The sequence below is a fragment of the Bradyrhizobium sp. USDA 376 genome, from assembly GCF_054063675.1.
The window spans coordinates 2,842,154-2,862,092 of record NZ_JBSSGN010000001.1; the positions used below are offsets into that span (position 1 = coordinate 2,842,154).

Genomic DNA, 19,939 nt, shown 5'->3' on the forward strand with positions numbered 1-19,939 from the left:
GGCATCTTCGCCGGGACGGCGATCTACTGCACCCCCACTCGCCCGGCTTCCCAGCCCAGCATCGCCTGCTTGCGGGTGATGCCCCAGTGATAGCCGGTGAGCGTGCCGCTCTTGCCGAGCGCGCGGTGGCACGGCACGACGAACGAGACCGGGTTCTTGCCGACCGCGGCGCCAACGGCGCGCGAGGCCTTCGGGCTGTTGATGTTGCAGGCGATGTCGGAATAGGACACCGCGCGGCCCATCGGAATCTTCAGCAGCGTCTCCCACACCCGCACCTCGAAATCGGTGCCGATCAGGACCACGCGCAACGGCTGGTCGGGCCGCCAGAGTTTCGGGTCGAAGATGCGCGCGGCAAGCGGCGCGGTGCCTTCGTGATCTTCGACATAGGTCGCGTTCGGCCAGCGCCGCGTCATGTCGGCGAGCGCGATCTTCTCCTCGCCGGGATCGGCGAAGGCGAGGCCCGAGAGGCCACGGTCGGTTGCGATCACGATGGCGGTGCCGAACGGCGAGGGATGGAAGCCGTAGCGCAAGGTCAGTCCTGCGCCGCCGTTCTTCCATTCGCCCGGCGACATCGCTTCGTGGGTGACGAAGAGATCGTGCAGCCGGCCCGGGCCTGACAGGCCGGAGTCGAGCGCAGCGTCGAGGATGCTCGCGGAGTCCCGCAGCAGACCCTTGGCGTGATCGAGCGTCAGCGCCTGCATAAAAGCCTTCGGCGTGATCGAGGCCCAGCGGCGGAACAGATGGTGCAGCTCATCGGGCGTGACGCCGGCCGCATCCGCCATCGCCTCGATGGTCGGCTGCGCGCGCCAGTTCTCCGAGATGAACGCGATCGCCCGGCGGACGGAATCATAGTCGCGCAGAGCGGCGTTCTGGGGGCCCGGCTTGGCCAGGCGCTGGTCATGGATTGCGAGTGTCATCATGACCGGAAATGTAGGAGAGGGGCGGGCCTGAAACCACCCGATTTCCGACTGGGATCAGCTGATCGGGTTGTAGGTCGGGCCACGCTTGGCGGCGTTCAGTGCCTCAACCAAGCCTTTGTAAAAACTAGCCTTTTCCTCAGGCCCCAGGAACCTCGCGATCTGGATCTGGTGGCCGCGCGAGATCAGATAGAGATGCTCGATGCCAAAGTCCTCGTCGACTTCCATGTCGAGGCGGACCCAGAGCGGATTGAAGGTCCATTCGGCGACCTGGCCGCGATGGCTGATGCGCCTCACGCGCAGTTCGGAGGTCGTGACGGTGATCTCCTCGCGCGCCCGCCCGGTGCCGAAATTGACCTTGAAGGCCCACCAGACCACGAGCACGTCGAGACCAAAGAAGCCGAGCACGGGCCAGGCGCCCTTCATCAGGAAGGCGAGGCCGGTGGCAAAGCTGACGACGCTCAGGAACAGCATGACGGCGAGGAAGCCGGTGCGGTTCAGCGAGCGGTGCGGCGTCAGCAGCGCCGAGAAAATCTGAGGTTCGCGCTGAGCTTCAGAGTCCCTGCGCTCAATTTCGTTGCCTGTGCTCATCGTCCCTCAGTATATCCCGATCATGGCGAAAATCACCCGCAAGCCGGTCCAGCGCAAAGCCGCCGTGCCGAAGAAAAAGGCAAAGGCGACTGTCGCGAAGCCCAAGCCCGCTAAGAAATCGGTGCCGGCCAGGAAATCGCTCAAGGCCATAAAACCCTGGACGCCGGCGGAGATCCACGAGGTCTTCAGCCGCTTCCGCAAGGCCAATCCGGAGCCGAAGGGCGAGCTCGAGCACGTCAACCCGTTCACGCTGCTGGTCGCGGTGGTGCTGTCGGCGCAGGCGACCGATGCCGGCGTCAACAAGGCGACGCGCGCATTGTTCGAGGTCGCCGATACGCCGCAGAAGATGCTCGACCTCGGCGAGGAGCGCTTGCGCGACTACATCAAGACCATCGGCCTCTATCGCACCAAGGCCAAGAACGTCATCGCGCTGTCGGCAAAAGTGCTCGGCGAATTCGGCGGCGCGGTGCCGCGCACGCGCGCGGAGATCGAGTCATTGCCCGGTGCGGGGCGCAAGACCGCCAACGTGGTGCTCAACATGGCCTTCGGCGAGCACACGATGGCGGTCGACACCCATGTCTTCCGCGTCGGCAATCGCACGGGACTTGCGCCCGGCAAGACGCCGCTCGAGGTCGAGCTTGGCCTCGAAAAGGTGATCCCGGCCGAGTTCATGCTGCACGCCCATCATTGGCTGATCCTGCACGGCCGCTATACCTGCCTCGCCCGCAAGCCGCGCTGCGAGGTGTGCCTGATCAACGATCTCTGCCGCTGGCCGGAGAAGACGGTATGAGCAGGCCCGTGCGCCGGCCGTCGTCAGCGCATCTGCCGGGCCGGCTCGATCAGCTCGGGGCGCGAGCCTGACAGGCGCTTGTGCATGTGGACCATGAAGGCCATGCCGAAGATCGGCGTCGCCAGATTGACGATCGGAATCGAGACGAAGGCGGCGATGAAGAGGCCGGCGGTGAAGATGGTCGCGGCATTGTCGCGCCGCATCGCCTTGGCTTCCTCCGGCGAGCGGAAGCGCATCGCGGCGAGCTCGAAATATTCGCGGCCCAGCAGCCAGGCGGCGGCGATGAAGAAGATCAGGAAGCCCGCGCCGGCGAACAACACCAGCGGCAGCGCAGCCAGGTAAACCAGGATGGCCAGCAGCGCGGTCTTGACGCCCTCCATGATCGCCTGGCTGAACGGCAGCGCCACGCCCGGGCGCTCGGCGGGATAGTGCTCGCGCTCGACGATGTCGGCGACGTCGTCGACGAACAGGCTCGCCACCACCGAGGTGATCGCCGGCATCAGGAAGATGCCGCCGAACACGACGCCAAGCCCCGCCGCGATCGAGACGATCCAGGAGAGAACCTCGAGCGAGGAGTGCCAGCCCGGCCCGAGCAGGCCCTCCAGCCAGACCTCGCCGGAGGTCGCAAACCAGCTGAGCAGCCGCTGCAGGCCGATCGCCAGCACGGTGATCAGCACCAGCGCGAGCCCGATCGATCGCCACAGGATCGAGCGCATCGGCGGCGAGATCATTTGCGACAGCGCCTTCACGGCGGCATCCAGCATGGGGGAACCTCTGAGGTAAACACTTCGCGAGAGGTAGACACCGAATGCGGCTTCGGCAAGGGCGGGGGCTGCCCAAGGCACCACCGTGTCCCGGACGCGGCGCGGCATGAAATGACGCGCTGCTGAGCCGGGACCCAGGAGCTTGCGGCGAGATCGGCCCCGGCTCTGCAGCGCACCGCCCAAGTGCGCGCTGCGCTGCGTCCGGGGCACGCAAGCCCCCAGCTACTCGTGCCGGTGCCCGTGCTTGCGCGCCTTCACCTGCTTGCCCTCGCCGGTCGGGATCATCACCACGCGGCCGTAGCGCACGCCGCGTTCGGCGATGATGTGATCGGCGAAATGCCTGACCTCGTCGGCGGCGCCGCGCAGCGCCGTCATCTCCATGCAATTGTTGTCGTCGAGATGGACGTGCAGCGTCGCCAGCGCGAGGTCGTGATGGCCGTGGAATTCCTGCACCAGTCGTTTCGACAGGTCGCGCGCGGCGTGATCGTAGACATAGACGAGACCGGCGACGCATTGGCCGGTCTGCGCGGTGTCCTCGGTGCTCTGCTGCAGCCCGGCGCGCGCGAGGTCGCGAATGATCTCGGAGCGGTTCTGGTAGCCGCGCGCATCCGCCGCGGCGTCGATCTCCGCCAGGAGGTCGTCCTCGATCGTGATCGTTATCCGCTGCATCAGGTCCTCTCCACGGGTCTCGCTCCTCTTACCTCGCCCCGCTTGCGGGGAGAGGTCGGAATTCAAGCCTAGCTTGAATTCCGGTTGAGGGGGACTCTCTGCGAGTCCAATTCTCACTGTGATTGCGGAGACAGCCCCTCACCCCAACCCTCTCCCCGTAAGAACGGGGCGAGGGAGCGCACCTTCGTCGCCGCTGGCACCTTCACAGCCGTGTCGCACGAAGCCGCAGCGCGTTGCCGACCACGCTCACCGAGGACAGCGCCATCGCCGCCGCGGCGATGATCGGGGAGAGCAGCACGCCGAAGGTCGGATAGAGGATGCCGGCCGCGATCGGGATGCCGGCGGCGTTGTAGATGAAGGCGAAGAACAGGTTCTGGCGGATGTTGCTCATCGTCGCCTGCGACAGCTTTCGCGCACGGACGATGCCGACAAGATCGCCCTTGAGCAGGGTGACGCCGGCGCTCTCCATCGCCACGTCGGTGCCGGTGCCCATGGCGATGCCGACCTCGGCCGCGGCCAGCGCCGGCGCGTCGTTGACGCCGTCGCCGGCCATCGCGACGCTGCGCCCGGCCTTTTGCAGCTTGGTCACCACCGCGCTCTTCTGGTCCGGCAGCACCTCGGCCTCGACCTCGGCGATGCCGAGCCGGCGCGCCACGGCCTCGGCCGTGGTGCGGTTGTCGCCGGTCAGCATGATCACCTTGATGCCTTCTTCGGCCAGCGCCTTCAGCGCCTCCGGCGTCGAGGCCTTGACCGGATCGGCGATCGCGAACAGGCCGGCAAGCGCACCGTCGACGGCCATGTTGATCACGGTCGCGCCATCGCCGCGCAGCCGTTCGGCCTCCGTGTCGAGCGTTGTGGTCTCGATGCCGATCGACGACAGGTATCTGGCATTGCCGAGCACGACGGTCTTGCCGTCGACCTTGCCGGTCGCGCCCTTGCCCGTCGGCGAATCGAACTGCTCGACCTGGCCGAGCGCGAGCTGCTTCTCCTTCGCCGCGCGCACGATGGCGTCGGCCAGCGGATGCTCGCTGGCGCGCTCGACGGTGGCCGCAATGCGCAGGATGTCGTCTTCTGCAAAGCCGGACGCCGGCACGATTCCGACCACCTTGGGCTTGCCCTCGGTCAGGGTGCCGGTCTTGTCGACTACCAGCGTGTCGATCTTCTCCATCCGCTCCAGCGCCTCGGCGTTCTTGATCAGCACGCCGGCTTGCGCGCCGCGGCCGACGCCGACCATGATCGACATCGGGGTTGCCAGGCCCAGCGCACAGGGACAGGCGATGATCAGCACGCTGACGGCGGCGACGAGGCCGAAGGCGAGCCGCGGCTCCGGTCCGAACCAGGTCCATGCGGCAAAGGCGGCGACGGCGACGACGATCACGGCCGGCACGAACCAGCCGGCGACCTGGTCGGCCAGGCGCTGGATCGGCGCGCGTGAACGCTGCGCATCCGCGACCATCTGCACGATCTGCGACAGCAGCGTCTCGCGCCCGACCTTGTCGGCGCGCATGATGAAGCTGCCCGACTGGTTCAGCGTGCCGGCGATGACCTTGGCGCCTGGCTCCTTGGTGACCGGCATGGATTCGCCTGTCACCAGCGACTCGTCGAGCGAGGAGCGGCCTTCGAGGATGACACCGTCGACCGGCACCTTCTCGCCGGGACGCACGCGCAGGGAATCGCCGGCATGGAGCGTGTCGATCTCGACCTCATGCTCGCTGCCGTCAGCGTCGACGCGGCGCGCGGTCTTCGGCGCAAGCTGCAGCAGCGCCTTGATCGCGCCCGACGTCGCATCGCGGGCGCGCAGCTCTAGCACCTGGCCGAGCAGCACCAGCACGGTGATGACGGCGGCTGCCTCGAAATAGACCGCGACCGCGCCCTCATGGCCGCGGAACGTGGCGGGGAAGATCTGCGGTGTGACCGTGCCGAGGACGCTGTAGACATAGGCGACCCCGGTGCCCATCGCGATCAGCGTGAACATGTTGAGGTTGCGCGTCAGCAGCGACTGCCAGCCGCGGACGAAGAACGGCCAGCCGGCCCACAGCACCACCGGTGTTGCGAAGACGAGCTGGATCCAGTTCGACAGCGTCGGATCGATCCAGTTGTGCGGACCCGCGAGGTGGCCGCCCATTTCCAGCACCACCGCCGGCAGCGCCAGCACGCCGCCGATCCAGAACCGCCGCGTCATGTCGGCGAGCTCCGGATTGGGGCCGGTCTCGAGGCTCGCCACCTCCGGCTCCAGCGCCATGCCGCAGATCGGGCAGGTGCCGGGTCCGACCTGCCGGATCTCCGGATGCATCGGGCAGGTGTAGATCGTGCCTTCAGGCAACTTCGGCTCGGGGGCCTTCTCCTTGGCAAGGTATTTTGCGGGATCGGCGGCGAACTTGGTGCGGCAGCCGGCCGAGCAGAAGTGAAAGGTCTCGCCGTGATGCTCGAAGCGATGCTTTGACGTCGCAGGATCGACCGTCATGCCGCAGACGGGGTCTTTGACTTTTGTCGCGGCGTCACCGTGGTCATGGGCCTGATGATGTGCATGGCCGGAATGATCGCCGTGGCCGCCGCAGCACGAGGCCGCGGGCTTGGCTGCCGGCGCTGCAGCTTTCGTGGAGCAGCCGCATCCGGAAGGCGTTTCCGCGTCGTGATGATGCCCGTGTTCGTTGTTGTTCATTCCCATGCTCCGGCCTTGTCCTCGGGGCTTGCAACCCATACCCGGTAGGGGTATATAGACCCCATGCGCAAGGACATCAAGGCATCTGTCGGAAAACGTCTCGGCCGGATCGAGGGCCAGGTTCGTGGCTTGTCGAAAATGGTAGAGGAAGACCGCTACTGCATCGACATCGTGACGCAGATCTCGGCGGTGCGCGCCGCGCTGCGCCGGGTCGAGGAGGAGATCCTGAAGGACCACGTCGCCCATTGCGTCGAGCACGCCATCGCGAGCGGCGACAAGGCCGACCAGCGTGAGAAGATCGCGGAGCTGATGGCGGTGATCGGGCGAGCGGAGCGGTAGGGGCGTACGTCCGCAATGGCGGTGGAGAGGGACGCGCAGTATCTCCTCTAGCGTCGTCCTGGCGAAAGCCAGGACCCATACCGCGGAATCTATCGATAACGCTCGGTAGGCGTACCGAACGACGAATCTTCGCCAAACGACTTCCAGGGATAATGGGTCCTGGCTTTCGCCAGGACGACGTCGGTGGACAACGCGATTAAGCCGCCATCTCTCGCGCCCGCACGCGGTTCATCGCGAGCTCGCTCAGCAGCACGAAATGCTCGGAGAACGCGGCGGTGAGCTCCGCCGGCTGCGCGTTCACTTCCTCAGCCGGAACTTCATCCGGCGCTTCTTCGTCAATCGCCTCAGGAACGAGCGGCGGCGCACGGAGCGTTTCTGGAAACACACTGAAAGTGCCCGCCACCTCCTCGAGCGGCTTTTGCTTGTCGGCCCAGTGCAGGGCGGTGTAGTCGAATCCGTTGACGATGGTCGGCTTGACCACCTCGAAATAGGGCGAGATGTCGAAGTCGCGGGGCATGTACAGCGAGGAATCGCGGATGTGCAGGATCTCGCGCCGTGCGGCGCGGCTGCCGGCCTTGGTGATCTTCGGCAGGATCGGATAGCGCACGGCGTCGAACGCCTGCGCGATCAGCGCGGAGCAGATGATCTTGGTCGGATCGCCCGAGCCGATCGCGATCATGCGCCGGCGCCAACGCTGCGGTATCGGCAGCGGGAACAGATAGCGCATGAGGTCAACGATGTTCTTGGTGTCGTAGCCGAAGCCGATGCGGTTGATCGCATAGCGGCAGACCGTGGTGCGGTCCTCGTGGGAGAGCCCGACCGGACGGCAGAGGCGGGTGTGATACGGGAAGTATTTCGACAGCGGCGCGGAGGTGACGCCTTCGCCGATATTGGCTTCGATCAGCACATGCGGCTCGCCGTTGGGCTCGTGGGCGCCCTCGACCGGACCGACATAGAGCGCGGCGTGCGACCAGGTCGACTGCGTCAGATATTTGATGATGCCGGAGATACGGTTGTTGCCCTCGACCAACAGCACGTCGCCGGGCTCGATGATACCGCGCAGGTGCTCGGGGTCGCTGGGCGTGAACGGCTCATAGCCCGGCACCTCCTTCGAGAGGTACGCGGCAATCAGCTTGCCGACTGAATCTAGGACCGTCCCCATGTCGAACTCCCCCACAGCCTTTTCCGGCCGTCTTTTTTCCCTTCTCTAGCATGGTCGAAACGTCTTGCAATTCGGTTCATCACTCCGTGAGATCAAGCACGATTGATTCACCATGATGGTTGCCGTGCAACATCAGATGCGGCAAGGTTCGCTGGCTGTTCCCGTTCGCCGCAAGTCTCCGGAAACCATGACATGACAATCACGCGCCGCGGTTTCCTTTCGGCGTCGGCGGCCCTTGCCGCCATGCCGGTCCTGCGCGCAACCGCCGCACCTCTGCCGCGCGAGGCCGACATCGTCGTGATCGGCGCCGGCGCGGCCGGCATCGCTGCAGCGCGGCGCATCATGGCCGCCAATCGCAAGGTCGTGGTGGTGGAGGCGGCCTCGCAGGTCGGCGGCCGCTGCATCACGGATACCACGACCTTCGATGTGCCGTTCGACCGCGGCGCGCGCTGGATGCACAATCCCGAGACCAATCCGATGATCCGCCTGGCACGCAGCGCCGGGCTCGACGTGCTGCCGGCGCCGGCCGGCCAGAAGATGCGCATCGGCCGCCGCAACGCACGCGCGGGCGAGACCGAGGAATTTCTGGCGGCGCTGGTCCGTGCCAACCGCGCCATCGACGAGGCCGCGCGCGGCAAGCTCGACACCTCCTGCGCGTCCGTGCTGCCGAAGGATCTCGGCGACTGGGCCGGCGCGGCCGAGTTCATGCTGGGCGCGAGCTTTGCAGGCAAGGACCTGAAGGAGCTGTCGGCGATCGACAAGGCCCGTGCGCAGGACCGCAATGCCGCGATCGCCTGCCGCCAGGGGCTGGGGACCCTGATCACGAAACTCGGCGAGCAGGCGCCGGTCGCGCTGTCGACGCCGGCAAGCCGGATCGCCTGGAGCAACCGCGACGTCAGCGTCGAGACGCAGAGCGGCAAGATTGCCGCGCGCGCCGCCATCATCACCGTCTCGACCAATGTGCTGACGTCAGGCGCGATCAAGTTCGCGCCCGACATCCCCAAGCGCACGCTGGACGCGGCATCAAAGCTCAGCCTCGGCAGCTACGACCACATCATGCTGCAGCTGCCGGGCAATCCGCTCGGCCTGTCGCGTGACGATATCCTGATCGAGCAGAGCAACTCGACGCGCACGGCGCTGATGTATGCCAATATCGGCGGCTCCTCGCTGTGCTCGATCGATGTCGGCGGCTCGTTCGGTCGCGATCTCTCCGGGCAGGGCGAGAAGGCGATGGCCGCCTTCGCGAAGGAGTGGATCTCAAAGCTGTTCGGCAGCGAAGCGGCAGCCACCGTGCAGAAGACCAGCGCGACGCGCTGGAATGCCTCGCCTTACGTGATGGGCGCGATGTCGGCCTCCGCGCCCGGCGGTCAGCTCTCGCGAAAGATCCTGACCGAGCCGATCGGCAATGTCTTCCTCGCGGGCGAAGCCACACACGAGACATTGTGGGGCACCGTCGACGGCGCCTGGGAAAGCGGCGAGCGCGCCGCGGACGCTGCGCTGCGCAAGATCGGCGCGATCAAGGACGAGCCGGCCGACGTGCCGACGCAGTCGACGAAGAAGCGGCGGGTGAGGCAGTAGTAGGCGAACTGAGTCTCTCCGTCGTCCCGGACAAGCGAAGCGCAGATCCGGGACCCATACGCCGCAGCAGTAGTTTGGCGAAGACGGGCAACGACTATCTCGCCCAACAACGACTGCTGCGGCGTATGGGTCCCGGCCTTCGCCGGGACGACCCGTGGAGAGAGTCAGCGCAACACGCCATCCAGCGCCGGCAGCCCAAAGATCACCGCCATCGCAATCAGCGCATAGCAAATCCCGCGAAACACCTTTTCGCTGGCGCGGCCGAACAGGGAGGCACCGAAGGCGACGCCGAGGGCGTAGACCGGGCCGACGATCAGCGACAGCACCAGCGACTCGCGGCTGATCAGGCCCGTGATCGCGTAGCTGGTCATCGAGAACAAATCCGAGGCGCCGAAGAACAGCACGATGTTGGCGCGCGCGACGATCGGCGCGATCGGGCGGCCGAGCCAGTAGCCGACGATCGGCGGCCCGCCGGTTTGCGCGAGGCCGCTGCAGAAGCCGGAGAGGCCGCCGATCCCGACCGAGAGCCAGGCGTGGTCCTTGCCGCGATAGCGCCAGCCCGACAGCAGCAGAAGCAGCAGTGCGGCGACGAAGCTGGAGATGATCCAGCGCGTGGTGACGGGTTCGAGCACGCTGAGGAAGTAGGTGCCGACGGGAACGCCGATCAGCGCGCCGAACACGATCACGGCGGTAGCCTTGCGGTCCGCCTTCCGCCATGCATCCGGCAGCAGCGGCGCAGCCGCGACGAAATCGATCACGAGCAGCAGCGCGGCAACGAGCCGCGGCGCCGCGATGCTGCTCGCCAGCGGCATGAAGATCAGCGCCGAACCAAATCCGGAGAAGCCGCGGGCGGTGCCCGAAACGAAAGCGACGGCGCAGAGCGCCGCCGCAATGGTGAGGCTGACGTCCTTCGGAAGGAAGTCAGCGAGCGTCATGCTCGATGATTCTGGAGCATGATGTTGCCAAAAAACCGCTTCACACTTTTCGGCATCATGCTCTCAACGTGCCGCCGGTCTTCTTCGTCACCTCCGCCACGATCTTCGCCGCGACGGCCTCGATCTCCTGATCGGTCAAGGTCTTCTCGCGCGGCTGGAGCGTGACCGCGACCGCGATCGACTTCTTGCCGTCGTCGATGCCCTTGCCCTCGTAGACGTCGAAGACGTTCACGCCGGTGATCAGCTTCTTGTCGACGCCCTGCGCGGCGCGCACGATATCGCCGGCCTTGACCGCGCGGTCGACGATGAAGGCGAAGTCACGCGACACCGGCTGGAAGGCCGACAGCTCGATCAAGGGCTTGGCGCGGGTCGGCTTCTTCTTCGCCTCCGGGATGCGGTCGAGGATCACCTCGAACACCATCAGCGGCCCATCGGCGCCGAGCGCCTCGAGCGCGCGCGGATGTACCTCGCCAAAATAGCCGAGCACGTTCTGCGGCCCGATCTGGATCGTGCCGGAGCGGCCCGGATGCAGCCAGGACGGTCCGCCGGAGACGATCTGCAGCGCCTGCATCGGCGCGCTGGCCGCAGCCAGCACCGCCAGCGCATCGGCCTTGGCGTCGAACACATCGGCCTGCGCCGAGCCGGTCCAGTGCCGTCCGAGACCTTCGGACGAAGCAAAGCCGCGGCGAACGCCGCTCGCCGCCATGAACTGGTCCTGCGGGCGGTCACCCCTAAAAACCTGGCCGACCTCGAACAGCGCGACATCGCCAAAGCCGCGATCGGCATTGGCCTGCGCCGCCGCGATCAGGCCCGCCAGCAGGGTCGGGCGCATGTCGGAGAGATCCGATGCGATCGGGTTGGCCACTTCGAGCTCGCGCTGGCCGCCGCCGAACAATTCAGCCGCAGTCTTGTTGATGAAGGACCAGGTCACCGCCTCGATGATGCCGCGGCTCGCGAGCGCGCGCCGGGCGCGGCGGGTGCGCAGCTGCAGCGGCGTCAGCACCGGTTTGCGCGCGTCCTCGCCGCGCTCGAACGGCGTCATCGGCACCTTGTCGACGCCGAAGATGCGGACGATCTCCTCGACGATGTCGGCCTTGCCGTGCACGTCGGAGCGCCAGGACGGCACCGCGACCTTCACGACCGGGCCGGGGCCCGCCATCATGAAGCCGAGATGGGTCAGGATGCGTTTCATCTCGACCTGCGGCACCTCGATGCCGGAGAGACGCTTGACCTCGGTGACAGGGAAATCGATCACGCGGTCATCGCCGAAGGATTTGCCGACCACGACGGTCTCGGACGGCGCGCCGCCGCACATCTCCATCACCAGCCTGGTTGCGAGCTCGAGGCCGGGCACCATGAAGGCCGGATCGACGCCGCGCTCGAAGCGGTAGCGCGCATCCGAATTGATGCCGAGCTTGCGGCCGGTCTGGGCGATGTTGATCTCGTTCCACAGCGCGGACTCGATCAGCACGTCCGTGGTGTTCTCGTCGCAGCCCGAGGCTTCGCCGCCCATGATGCCGGCGAGCGATTCAACGCCGTGCTCGTCGGCGATCACGCAAATGGCGGGATCGAGATTGTAGGTGCGGCCGTCGAGCGCGAGCAGCGTCTCGCCGTCGCGCGCGCGGCGCACGACGAGATTGCCCTTGACCTTCTTGGCGTCGAACACGTGCAGCGGGCGCGCGCGGTCGTAGGTCATGAAGTTGGTGATGTCGACCAGTGCGTTGATCGGGCGCAGCCCGATCGCGGTCAGCCGCTCCTGCAGCCATTCCGGCGACGGCCCGTTCTTCACCCCGCGCACGAGGCGGAGCGCAAAACCCGGACAGAGCGTGGCGTCCTCGACCGTGACCTTCACCGGACAGGGGAATTCGCCCTTGACCGGCTTGATGGTGGGGTCCTTGAACTTGCCCATGTCGGCGGCGGCGAGGTCGCGCGCGATGCCGTGCACGCCGGTGCAGTCCTGCCGGTTCGGCGTCAAATTGATCTCGACCACGGGATCGCCGAGCGCGGCCCATTCGGCGTAACCAGCGCCGATCGGTGCATCCGCCGGCAATTCCATGATGCCGTCATGGTCGTTGGAGATCTGCAGCTCGGCCGCCGAGCACAGCATGCCGCGGCTCTCGACACCGCGAATGGTGCCGACGCCGAGCGTGATGTCCTTGCCGGGAATGTAGGTGCCGGGGGCTGAGAACACGCTGACGAGGCCCGCGCGCGCATTCGGCGCGCCGCACACGACCTGCACGGGCGCACCGCCGTCGCCGGTGTCGACCATGCAGACGCGCAAGCGGTCCGCGTTCGGATGCTGCTCGGCCGAGATCACCTTCGCAATGGTGAAGGGCTTCAGCGCCTTCGCCCTGTCCTCGATGTTCTCGACCTCGAGCCCGATCATGGTGAGCTTGTCGGCGAGCTTGTCCAGCGGCTCGTCGGTCTCGAGATGGTCTTTCAGCCAGGAGAGCGTGAATTTCATGGCTGTTTCTTCTCCACGGAGACGGTCTGCTCCCTCTCCCGCTTGCGGGGGAGGGCTGGGGTGGGGGCTCTCTCCGCGACGGTGGTCGCGATTGTTTCGAGAACGCCGCCACGATTGGTCATGACATCGAGATTGCTGAAGCGGAGCACCTTGAAGCCCTTCGCTTCGATCGCGGCAGAGCGACGCGCATCGGCGCGCTCGCCTTCGTTCGAGAAGTGTTGGCCGCCATCGAGCTCGATGACGAGCTTGGCTGCATGGCAGATGAAATCGGCGACGTAGCGCTCGATCGGCACTTGGCGGCGGAAAACCACGCCGTTCAATCGACCGGCGCGCAGCTCCGACCAGAGGATAGGCTCCGCATCGGTCAAATTACATCTGAGCGCGCGCGCATTGGCCCGCAACTTGGTCGACACTTTCCAGTTCGGATGTTCAGGATCGACCATTGGCAACCCCATTGAGGAGACACCCTCACCCCAGCCCTCCCCCGCAAGCGGGGGAGGGAGCGCGACCCGTCGAGCGGATAGAGAATACGTACCCATGAGATAGCGGCTACGCGCTCGCTCTATCCGTTCCTTCCCCCGCTTGCGGGGGAGGGGCAGGGAGAGGGTTCTCTCCGCGAAGGGAACGGAGAGAGTCTTCGCTAGCTCATATTTGAGCAAGCCCATCACGAGCTCAGCCCTCCGGCAAGCGTCGGGACTTCGAGCGGCTTGAAACCGTAATGGGAGAGCCAGCGGACGTCGCTGTCGAACAGCTGGCGCAGGTCGGCGATGCCGTATTTCAGCATGGCGATGCGGTCGATGCCCATGCCCCAGGCAAAGCCCTGGTACTCGTCGGGATCGATGCCGCAGGCGCGCAGCACGTTCGGATGCACCATGCCGCAGCCGAGAATCTCCAGCCAGTCCTCGCCCTCGCCGAAGCGGATCTCGCCCTTGTCGCGGCGGCACTGGATGTCGACTTCCAGCGACGGCTCGGTGAACGGGAAGAACGAGGGCCGGAAGCGCATGTTGATGTGGTCGACCTCGAAGAACGCCTTGCAGAACTCGTGCAGGATCCATTTGAGGTGGCCGAGATGCGAGCCCTTGTCGATGACGAGGCCTTCGACCTGGTGGAATTGCGGCGTGTGGGTCGCGTCCGAATCGATGCGGTAGGTGCGGCCCGGGCAGATCACGCGGATCGGCGGCTTTTGGCTCAGCATGGTGCGCACCTGCACCGGCGAGGTGTGGGTTCTGAGCAGCATGCGTGAGCCGTCCTCCTTCGGGTGGAAGAAGAACGTGTCGTGCATCTCGCGCGCCGGATGGCCTTCCGGAAAATTCAGTTTTGTGAAGTTGTAGTCGTCGGTCTCGATATCGGGACCTTCGGCGACCGAGAATCCCATGTCGGCGAAGATCGTGGTCAGCTCGTCCCAGACCTGGCTCAGCGGATGGATGCGGCCGGCCTCGGCCGCCGCGTCGCGCAGCGGCAGCGTCACGTCGATGGTTTCCGACGCGAGCCGCGCATCGAGCGCCGCCGACTTCAGAACATCGCGCCGGGCTGCGAGCGCCGCGGTGACCTTGTCCTTGGCGAGGTTGATCGCGGCGCCTTGCGTCTTGCGCTCGTCAGGCGACATCTTGCCGAGCGTGGCAAGCAGCGCCGAGATCGAGCCCTTCTTGCCGAGGGCCGCGACGCGCACCGCCTCCAGGGCGGCTTCATCGCCGGCGGCGGCGATCTGGTCGAGGATGGATGTTTCGAGCGTTGCGAGGTCGGACACTGTCAAATCCTTGGCTCTAAATTCGGCTGGGTTGTCGCCGCCCGAAGGCCGTAACGTCAAGCAAAAAGCCGGTCATTTCGGGCACATGGCCGGCTGGGTTGAACCCTGCGCGGGGACCCGGCACCAAGGGGGATACGAGGAGACCTTTGCGATGCTTTCGAGATCCTGCCTGGCTGTTCTGGCCGTCGTTCTGTCGGTCGCAGGTACCCCTGCGCACGCCATGGTCTGCATGGACAAGTCCATGACGCTGGATGAGGTCGTCGAGGCCATCGGCGCTCAGAAGAGCTGCGAAAGCGCGATGAAGGTGTTTCAGGATTGCCAATTGACCGCGAGCGGGGACGTCCAGCTTGGCGCCGCCGTCGAGAAGAAGTGCGAGGCGGACTTCATGCCCGGCCTCAACACGGCGCAGCAGCAGGCTTACAAACGCGAGATGCGCGTCTGCGACCGGAAATACCGGAACAAGTCCGGCACCATGTATCTCTCGTTCGCAGCTTTTTGCCGGGCGGAGGTCGCCCAGCGCTACTCGCAACGCGCGCTGAAGGCTGCGGGCCCGAAGGCCCGCTAGCGCAAGCCTTAAGCAGCCAGAGCGGCTTTGGCCTTCTCGGCGATCGCCTGGAATGCGGCGGGCTCGCTGATCGCGAGATCCGACAGCACCTTGCGGTCCACGGTGATGCCCGACTTGGCCATGCCGTCGATAAACCGGCTGTAGGTCAGGCCGAACGGACGGACGGACGGCAGCGTTGATGCGCTGGATCCAGAGCGCGCGGAAAGTCCGCTTCTTACGCTTGCGGTCGCGGAAGGCGTATTGCTGGGCCTTCTCCACGGCCGGCTTGGCGGCGCGGATGGTGTTCTTGCGGCGGCCGTAGAAACCCTTGGCGGCCTTGTAGACTTTCTTGTGCTTGGCGTGGGCGGTCACACCGCGTTTGACGCGAGACATGACAAAAATCCTTCAGAGATGACTTCGGTTTCGGATCGCCGCGACAGCTGCGGCGCGCGAGGTGGCAGTGATCGTGGACGCGATCAGGCGTTCGGCAAGAAGTACTTCTTGACGTTGTCGCCGTCGGTCTTGAACAGCACGCGGGTGCCGCGGAGCTGACGGATTTGCTTCTTCGTCCGCTTGATCATGCCGTGACGCTTGCCGCGCTGGGCGTGCATCACTTTGCCGGTGGCAGTCACCTTGAAGCGCTTTTTAGCGCCCGATTTGGTCTTCAGCTTGGGCATTTGGCTCTCCTAATGGCCATAGAGATCCGCCCGCGAAGGCGGCTGGCCGTCAAAAATGCTCGTTAGAGCGTTGATTGTGCTCAGGTTTTGCGAACAAGCGCGAAACCCGCACGAAACACCGCCACGGCAGCCCTTAATCAGCCGGGCGATGAAGGCTGGGCTTATGACAGAGGACAAGCCAATTGGCAACGATGAACCGCCGAAACCTGCCCGCCGACTATTGGAGGTTACCACCCTCATGTCCAAGCCTTGTCGCCTGAAGCAGGTCCAAAATGGCCCATTTCCCGCAATTTCTCACGTCGCTGGCGGATTTCGCCCGTCCGCGCCATCTGGCGCTGTTCGCCGTGCTCGCCACGGCCGCGCTGCCGTCAACTGCCGAGGCTCGCGCCGGCGGCTATGACGGCATCTGGAACGTCACCTTCGCCACCACCCGCGGCAATTGCAGCTCGGGCTACAGCGTTCCCTTCACTGTGATCGGCAGCCGCGTCTCGTCCGCCGGCGGTGGCCGGGTCTCCGGCCGGGTCAAGCGCTCCGGCGCTGTCGCCGTCCAGGTCTCGGTCGGCGCCTCTCATGCCAGCGGCGGCGGCCGGCTCGCCGGCGTGAACGGCGCCGGCTCGTGGAGGGGCATCATTTCCGGCGACCAGTGCAGCGGCACCTGGCAGGCGACGCGGACGTAAGATCGTAATCACGGAGACGGTGCGCTACCTCCCCCGCCTGCGGGGGAGGGTTGGGGAGAGGGTGTCTCCGCAACGGGACTGTCCCCCAGAGAAGGAAGCCCTCACCCGGCGCTTCGCGCCACCCTCTCCCGCAAGCGGGAGAGGGTGCAGCAGCGCTCGCGGCTTGCACCTCAACCAAAAACAAAACGGCCCGCCGGAAATCCGGACGGGCCGTTGAACTCTTAAAGTTCCAGAGCGCTTCGCGTCAGCGCGGCGCCAGCACCATGACGACCTGACGACCTTCGAACCGCGCGTCCTGCTCGACCTTGGCGAGCTCGGCGACGTCGGTCTTGATCTTGTCCAGAAGCTTGGTGCCGATCTCCTGGTGCGCCATCTCGCGGCCGCGATAGCGCAGCGTGATCTTGACCTTGTCGCCCTCTTCGAAGAACCGCTGCATCGCGCGCATCTTCACGTCGTAATCGTGGTCGTCGATCATCGGGCGGAGCTTGATCTCCTTGATCTCGACGGTCTTCTGCCGCTTGCGGGCTTCCGCGGCTTTCTTCTGAGCGGAATACTTGTACTTCCCGTAGTCCATGATCTTGCAGACGGGAGGGCTGGTATTCGGCGAAATCTCGACCAGATCCATGCCAGCTTCCTGGGCCATCCGGATGGCGACGACGGTCTCGACCGTGCCTTTGTTATCACCGGTCTGATCGATCAGCTGGATCTGCGCATTGCGGATATCATCATTGATGCGCGGCCCGTCTTTGCTGGCAGCGGGCGGAGCTTTATTGGGACGGCGAATGGGTGGTTCTCCAAAGTTGTGAAAGAAGCGGCTATCTTGAAGGAAGATGCGTTTGCCGGCAAGCAAGTCGCTGGTACCGCGGTCGAAAAACCCTCAAAAGCGAGGCATTTTGGTCACGCCCAACGGCACGGTGCTCGACATAGACACCTTGCTTCTGTTCCGCAAGCGTCCCAAAGGGACAATGCCGATATCAGGTGTGCTTTCGGAATCGGCCCGGACAGTTCAAACCGCACAGCCAGAGTAAACGTTCCATGACCGACGCAATTCCGGATGCCGTCCTCGACTTCATCGAATTGGGCGAAGGCCCGTCCGCGCGCCGGATCGCGGTACGCCGCCGCGCTGGGAACGGCCCCGGCCTCGTCTGGCTGGGTGGGTTCAAGTCGGACATGCAGGGCGGCAAGGCCGTGGCGCTGGACGTCTGGGCCCACGAGCACGGTCGCGCGGTGGTCCGGTTCGACTATTCCGGCCACGGCGAATCCAGCGGCGATTTCGCCGACGGAACCATCGGAAGCTGGCTCGAGGATAGCGTCGCCGTGTTCGAGCGGTTCTGCGACGGCCCGCAAATCCTGATCGGCTCCTCCATGGGCGGCTGGATGGCGCTGCTGCTCGCGCGCGAGATCAGGAAACGGAACAGCAAGGGGGCACTGGCAGGCCTCGTGCTGATCGCGCCGGCGCCCGACTTCACCGAGGAACTGATGTGGAAGAATTTTTCACCCGCGGTGAAGAAGGAGATCGAGACCAAAGGCTTCTGGCTGCGGCCGTCGGACTATGGCGACGGCTCGCCCTATCCGATCACGCGCAAGCTGATCGAGGAAGGCCGCAATCATCTCGTGCTCGGCAGCGCCATCGATCTCGGCTGCCCCGTCCGCATCCTGCAAGGCGCGCAGGATCCCGATGTTCCGTGGCAGCATGCGTTTGCGCTGACGCATCGCCTGCCGGCCGACGACGTCGTGCTCACCATGATCCAGGATGGCGATCATCGCTTGTCACGCCCGCAGGATATTGCACGCATCCTTGCCGCGGTGGCCGAGATCGGGTGAAGTGTAGCTCGGTGTCATTGCCCGCGAAGGCGGGCAATCCAGTATTCCAGAGACGGCAGCGATAGAACCGAGAGGCTGCGGCGTACTGGATGCCCCGGTCAAGCCGGGGCATGACGGGCAAATTGGGAGAAACGTCAATGACAACCACCACCGCCATGCTGCGCGCCTTCTGCGACGCCGTCGAGCAGCGCAACGGCCGTGCCTTCGCCGACCTCTTCTCCGAGGACGGCGTCTATCACGACGTCTTCTACGGCGCCTTCGCAGGCCGCGAGAAGATCGCCGCGATGATCGACGACTGGTTCTATCGCACGGCCACCGATTTCCGCTGGGACATGCACGATCCCGTGTCCGACGGCACCACGCTCTATGCGCGCTACACGTTCAGCTACAAATCGACCCTGCCGGAAGCGAACGGCGCGCGGGCGATGTTCGAGGGCGTGGCGATCATGACGCTGCGTGACGGCAGGATCGCTGGGTATCACGAGGTCGCCAACACCGCGCCGGCGTTCGTCGATCTGAAGTTTGCGCCGGAGCGGATCGCGAAGATCGTCGCCAAGCAGGGCGCGGAATTGAAGGCGCGACCGGAGATGCAGCGGCATTTGGGGTAGGCGCACTATCTCCCTATCGTCATTCCGGGGCGATGCGAAGCATCGAACCCGGAATCTCGAGATTCCGGGTTCAGCCCTGCGGGCGCCCCGGAATGACAAAACCTACGGCGGCGTCACCTTCGGCATCGGCTTGCGCTGTGCCAGCGCTGCGACCGTCGCCGTGCCGATCGGGCCCTGCTCGTCATAGAGCCAGCATTCGCCGATCGCGACGCCATCCGTCGCCTGGTGATTGACCACATCGAAACCGATCCAGTTCGTCACCGGCAGGCGGTGCAGGTAGATCGTGACGTCACTGTTGATGTAGCCGAGCCCGTTGTCGCCGGCGTTCGCAAACGGGCTGGCGAAATCGGCACCAACGGCGACATGGACGAACGGCGTCATGGACACGCCGGCGACGAGCTCACGCACCTCGCTCATCCAGAGCCGGCGCGGCCCGAGCGAGCCCATGTGTCCGACGATGGGGCGCGTCGTCCATTTGCCGTTCATGCCGAGCCTGGGATCGGTCGGTTTCGGAATGTCTGATGGCTTCGGCACGTCCCAGTTCGGCGGCGACCAGACATTGCCATCAGGATTCTGCGTTTTGCGCAGCAGCTGGCACGAGGCGCGCGCCATGCTGACGCCGCCGGAAAACAACTCCGCCTCGATCACGCGGATGCGCAGTCCGTCGCGCACGAGCCGCGTCGTCACTTCGATCGGCTTGTCGATGGTCGGCAGCCGAAACATGTCGACGGTGAGCCGCGCAGGCACGAATTCGGGACCGGAATGACGTTCCTCGATGACGAAGCCGAGCAGGCCGACAATGACGCGTCCGTGCAGCGATTTCGGATCCCACGGACCGTTGGCGACTTCCGTCGGATGGAATGTATCGCTGTTGCGGGTGAAGAAAGGCATGTTTGTCATGACGCGCGACTTTGCGGGAACGCTCAGGGAAATCAAGATGCTCGATCCTCATGGTGAGGAGGCGCGAAGCGCCGTCTCGAACCATGCAGGC

At 65.4% G+C, this 19,939-nt stretch carries 20 protein-coding genes and 1 pseudogene; 7 read left to right on the forward strand and 14 right to left on the reverse strand.

The genetic code is table 11. The annotated features are described in order from the left end of the window. Positions 1-23: 23 nt before the first annotated feature. Both ACVJ19_RS13395 and ACVJ19_RS13400 read right to left on the reverse strand, forming a co-directional pair. The gene (locus tag ACVJ19_RS13395) at positions 24-920 is read right to left on the reverse strand and encodes a methylated-DNA--[protein]-cysteine S-methyltransferase (RefSeq protein WP_100233290.1); all 897 of its coding nucleotides are present in this window, start codon (positions 918-920) and stop codon (positions 24-26) included. A 54-nt stretch (positions 921-974) separates the two neighbouring features. Further along, positions 975-1,508, reverse strand: a complete 534-nt coding sequence (locus ACVJ19_RS13400) for a DUF2244 domain-containing protein (RefSeq protein ID WP_453948735.1) — start codon at positions 1,506-1,508, stop codon at positions 975-977. Between the two features lie 22 nt (positions 1,509-1,530). On the opposite strand from ACVJ19_RS13400, the gene nth reads away from it, so the two are divergent. After that, positions 1,531-2,298: an endonuclease III gene (gene nth / locus ACVJ19_RS13405; RefSeq protein WP_453948734.1), complete on the forward strand. Its 768-nt coding sequence runs from the start codon at positions 1,531-1,533 to the stop codon at positions 2,296-2,298. A 23-nt stretch (positions 2,299-2,321) separates the two neighbouring features. Here the strand turns inward: nth and ACVJ19_RS13410 are convergent, their stop codons facing one another. From ACVJ19_RS13410 to ACVJ19_RS13420, 3 genes are all read right to left on the reverse strand, one after another. Next, positions 2,322-3,062 carry a sulfate transporter family protein gene (locus ACVJ19_RS13410; protein WP_453948733.1) on the reverse strand — a complete coding sequence of 247 codons (741 nt, stop codon included), beginning with the start codon at positions 3,060-3,062 and terminating at the stop codon, positions 2,322-2,324. 222 nt (positions 3,063-3,284) lie between these two features. Further along, positions 3,285-3,731, reverse strand: coding sequence for a nickel-responsive transcriptional regulator NikR (gene nikR / locus ACVJ19_RS13415; RefSeq protein ID WP_453948732.1), 447 nt, complete (start codon positions 3,729-3,731; stop codon positions 3,285-3,287). Between the two features lie 202 nt (positions 3,732-3,933). Beyond that, positions 3,934-6,393 carry a heavy metal translocating P-type ATPase gene (locus ACVJ19_RS13420; RefSeq protein WP_453948731.1) on the reverse strand — a complete coding sequence of 820 codons (2,460 nt, stop codon included), beginning with the start codon at positions 6,391-6,393 and terminating at the stop codon, positions 3,934-3,936. Positions 6,394-6,456: 63 nt separating this feature from the next. On the opposite strand from ACVJ19_RS13420, the gene ACVJ19_RS13425 reads away from it, so the two are divergent. After that, positions 6,457-6,732 carry a metal-sensitive transcriptional regulator gene (locus tag ACVJ19_RS13425; RefSeq protein WP_024338640.1) on the forward strand — a complete coding sequence of 92 codons (276 nt, stop codon included), beginning with the start codon at positions 6,457-6,459 and terminating at the stop codon, positions 6,730-6,732. A gap of 196 nt (positions 6,733-6,928) precedes the next feature. Here the strand turns inward: ACVJ19_RS13425 and ACVJ19_RS13430 are convergent, their stop codons facing one another. Continuing rightward, entirely contained in the window at positions 6,929-7,894 is a 966-nt protein-coding gene (locus ACVJ19_RS13430) for a YiiX/YebB-like N1pC/P60 family cysteine hydrolase (protein ID WP_453948730.1), read from the reverse strand. 192 nt (positions 7,895-8,086) lie between these two features. On the opposite strand from ACVJ19_RS13430, the gene ACVJ19_RS13435 reads away from it, so the two are divergent. Then, entirely contained in the window at positions 8,087-9,472 is a 1,386-nt protein-coding gene (locus ACVJ19_RS13435; protein ID WP_453948729.1) for a flavin monoamine oxidase family protein, read from the forward strand. Between the two features lie 164 nt (positions 9,473-9,636). Here the strand turns inward: ACVJ19_RS13435 and ACVJ19_RS13440 are convergent, their stop codons facing one another. The 4 genes from ACVJ19_RS13440 to pheS form a co-directional block, all read right to left on the reverse strand. Continuing rightward, positions 9,637-10,407 (reverse strand): sulfite exporter TauE/SafE family protein, encoded by a 771-nt coding sequence (locus tag ACVJ19_RS13440; RefSeq protein WP_453948728.1) that lies wholly within the window; start codon positions 10,405-10,407, stop codon positions 9,637-9,639. Positions 10,408-10,462: 55 nt separating this feature from the next. Then, the gene (pheT, locus tag ACVJ19_RS13445; protein WP_453948727.1) at positions 10,463-12,871 is read right to left on the reverse strand and encodes a phenylalanine--tRNA ligase subunit beta; all 2,409 of its coding nucleotides are present in this window, start codon (positions 12,869-12,871) and stop codon (positions 10,463-10,465) included. After that, entirely contained in the window at positions 12,868-13,314 is a 447-nt protein-coding gene (locus tag ACVJ19_RS13450) for an endonuclease domain-containing protein (RefSeq protein ID WP_453948726.1), read from the reverse strand. Before ACVJ19_RS13450 ends, pheT begins: the two co-directional genes overlap by 4 nt. Positions 13,315-13,535: 221 nt before the next feature. Beyond that, positions 13,536-14,618: a phenylalanine--tRNA ligase subunit alpha gene (gene pheS, locus ACVJ19_RS13455; protein WP_453948725.1), complete on the reverse strand. Its 1,083-nt coding sequence runs from the start codon at positions 14,616-14,618 to the stop codon at positions 13,536-13,538. A 151-nt stretch (positions 14,619-14,769) separates the two neighbouring features. Between pheS and ACVJ19_RS13460 the strand changes: the two genes are divergently transcribed. Then, the gene (locus tag ACVJ19_RS13460; RefSeq protein ID WP_453948724.1) at positions 14,770-15,183 is read left to right on the forward strand and encodes a hypothetical protein; all 414 of its coding nucleotides are present in this window, start codon (positions 14,770-14,772) and stop codon (positions 15,181-15,183) included. An 8-nt stretch (positions 15,184-15,191) separates the two neighbouring features. On the opposite strand, the pseudogene rplT reads toward ACVJ19_RS13460, so the two are convergent. Beyond that, positions 15,192-15,555 (reverse strand): annotated as a pseudogene (rplT, locus tag ACVJ19_RS13465) (50S ribosomal protein L20). Positions 15,556-15,638: 83 nt separating this feature from the next. Next, positions 15,639-15,839, reverse strand: coding sequence for a 50S ribosomal protein L35 (rpmI, locus tag ACVJ19_RS13470; protein ID WP_008539890.1), 201 nt, complete (start codon positions 15,837-15,839; stop codon positions 15,639-15,641). Between the two features lie 272 nt (positions 15,840-16,111). Here rpmI and ACVJ19_RS13475 point away from each other — a divergent pair, with 272 nt between their 5' ends. After that, positions 16,112-16,516 (forward strand): hypothetical protein, encoded by a 405-nt coding sequence (locus ACVJ19_RS13475; RefSeq protein WP_453948723.1) that lies wholly within the window; start codon positions 16,112-16,114, stop codon positions 16,514-16,516. Positions 16,517-16,760: 244 nt separating this feature from the next. Here the strand turns inward: ACVJ19_RS13475 and infC are convergent, their stop codons facing one another. After that, positions 16,761-17,300: a translation initiation factor IF-3 gene (gene infC / locus ACVJ19_RS13480; RefSeq protein ID WP_080134054.1), complete on the reverse strand. Its 540-nt coding sequence runs from the start codon at positions 17,298-17,300 to the stop codon at positions 16,761-16,763. Positions 17,301-17,551: 251 nt separating this feature from the next. Between infC and ACVJ19_RS13485 the strand changes: the two genes are divergently transcribed. Together ACVJ19_RS13485 and ACVJ19_RS13490 are read left to right on the forward strand one after the other, a co-directional pair. Then, a complete protein-coding gene (locus ACVJ19_RS13485; RefSeq protein ID WP_453948722.1) occupies positions 17,552-18,340 on the forward strand; it encodes an alpha/beta hydrolase in 789 nt (262 codons plus the stop codon). Between the two features lie 137 nt (positions 18,341-18,477). Further along, on the forward strand, positions 18,478-18,948 hold the full coding sequence (locus ACVJ19_RS13490; RefSeq protein ID WP_453948721.1) for a nuclear transport factor 2 family protein: 471 nt from the start codon (positions 18,478-18,480) through the stop codon (positions 18,946-18,948). Positions 18,949-19,050: 102 nt separating this feature from the next. On the opposite strand, the gene ACVJ19_RS13495 is transcribed toward ACVJ19_RS13490, so the two are convergent. Continuing rightward, on the reverse strand, positions 19,051-19,848 hold the full coding sequence (locus tag ACVJ19_RS13495) for an acyl-CoA thioesterase domain-containing protein (protein WP_453948720.1): 798 nt from the start codon (positions 19,846-19,848) through the stop codon (positions 19,051-19,053). Between the last annotated feature and the right edge of the window lie 91 nt (positions 19,849-19,939).

Bases quoted from the DNA above. Each gene is read 5' to 3' on its own strand.
- nth (WP_453948734.1), top strand. From the start codon at position 1,531: ATGGCGAAAATCACCCGCAAGCCGGTCCAGCGCAAAGCCGCCGTGCCG.
- ACVJ19_RS13420 (WP_453948731.1), bottom strand. From the start codon at position 6,393: ATGAACAACAACGAACACGGGCATCATCACGACGCGGAAACGCCTTCC.
- ACVJ19_RS13460 (WP_453948724.1), top strand. From the start codon at position 14,770: ATGCTTTCGAGATCCTGCCTGGCTGTTCTGGCCGTCGTTCTGTCGGTC.
- ACVJ19_RS13410 (WP_453948733.1), bottom strand. From the start codon at position 3,062: ATGCTGGATGCCGCCGTGAAGGCGCTGTCGCAAATGATCTCGCCGCCG.
- ACVJ19_RS13440 (WP_453948728.1), bottom strand. From the start codon at position 10,407: ATGACGCTCGCTGACTTCCTTCCGAAGGACGTCAGCCTCACCATTGCG.
- ACVJ19_RS13395 (WP_100233290.1), bottom strand. From the start codon at position 920: ATGATGACACTCGCAATCCATGACCAGCGCCTGGCCAAGCCGGGCCCC.
- ACVJ19_RS13495 (WP_453948720.1), bottom strand. From the start codon at position 19,848: ATGACAAACATGCCTTTCTTCACCCGCAACAGCGATACATTCCATCCG.
- ACVJ19_RS13475 (WP_453948723.1), top strand. From the start codon at position 16,112: ATGGCCCATTTCCCGCAATTTCTCACGTCGCTGGCGGATTTCGCCCGT.
- ACVJ19_RS13435 (WP_453948729.1), top strand. From the start codon at position 8,087: ATGACAATCACGCGCCGCGGTTTCCTTTCGGCGTCGGCGGCCCTTGCC.
- pheT (WP_453948727.1), bottom strand. From the start codon at position 12,871: ATGAAATTCACGCTCTCCTGGCTGAAAGACCATCTCGAGACCGACGAG.
- ACVJ19_RS13485 (WP_453948722.1), top strand. From the start codon at position 17,552: ATGACCGACGCAATTCCGGATGCCGTCCTCGACTTCATCGAATTGGGC.
- ACVJ19_RS13450 (WP_453948726.1), bottom strand. From the start codon at position 13,314: ATGGTCGATCCTGAACATCCGAACTGGAAAGTGTCGACCAAGTTGCGG.
- nikR (WP_453948732.1), bottom strand. From the start codon at position 3,731: ATGCAGCGGATAACGATCACGATCGAGGACGACCTCCTGGCGGAGATC.
- ACVJ19_RS13425 (WP_024338640.1), top strand. From the start codon at position 6,457: ATGCGCAAGGACATCAAGGCATCTGTCGGAAAACGTCTCGGCCGGATC.
- ACVJ19_RS13490 (WP_453948721.1), top strand. From the start codon at position 18,478: ATGACAACCACCACCGCCATGCTGCGCGCCTTCTGCGACGCCGTCGAG.
- ACVJ19_RS13400 (WP_453948735.1), bottom strand. From the start codon at position 1,508: ATGAGCACAGGCAACGAAATTGAGCGCAGGGACTCTGAAGCTCAGCGC.
- ACVJ19_RS13430 (WP_453948730.1), bottom strand. From the start codon at position 7,894: ATGGGGACGGTCCTAGATTCAGTCGGCAAGCTGATTGCCGCGTACCTC.
- rpmI (WP_008539890.1), bottom strand. From the start codon at position 15,839: ATGCCCAAGCTGAAGACCAAATCGGGCGCTAAAAAGCGCTTCAAGGTG.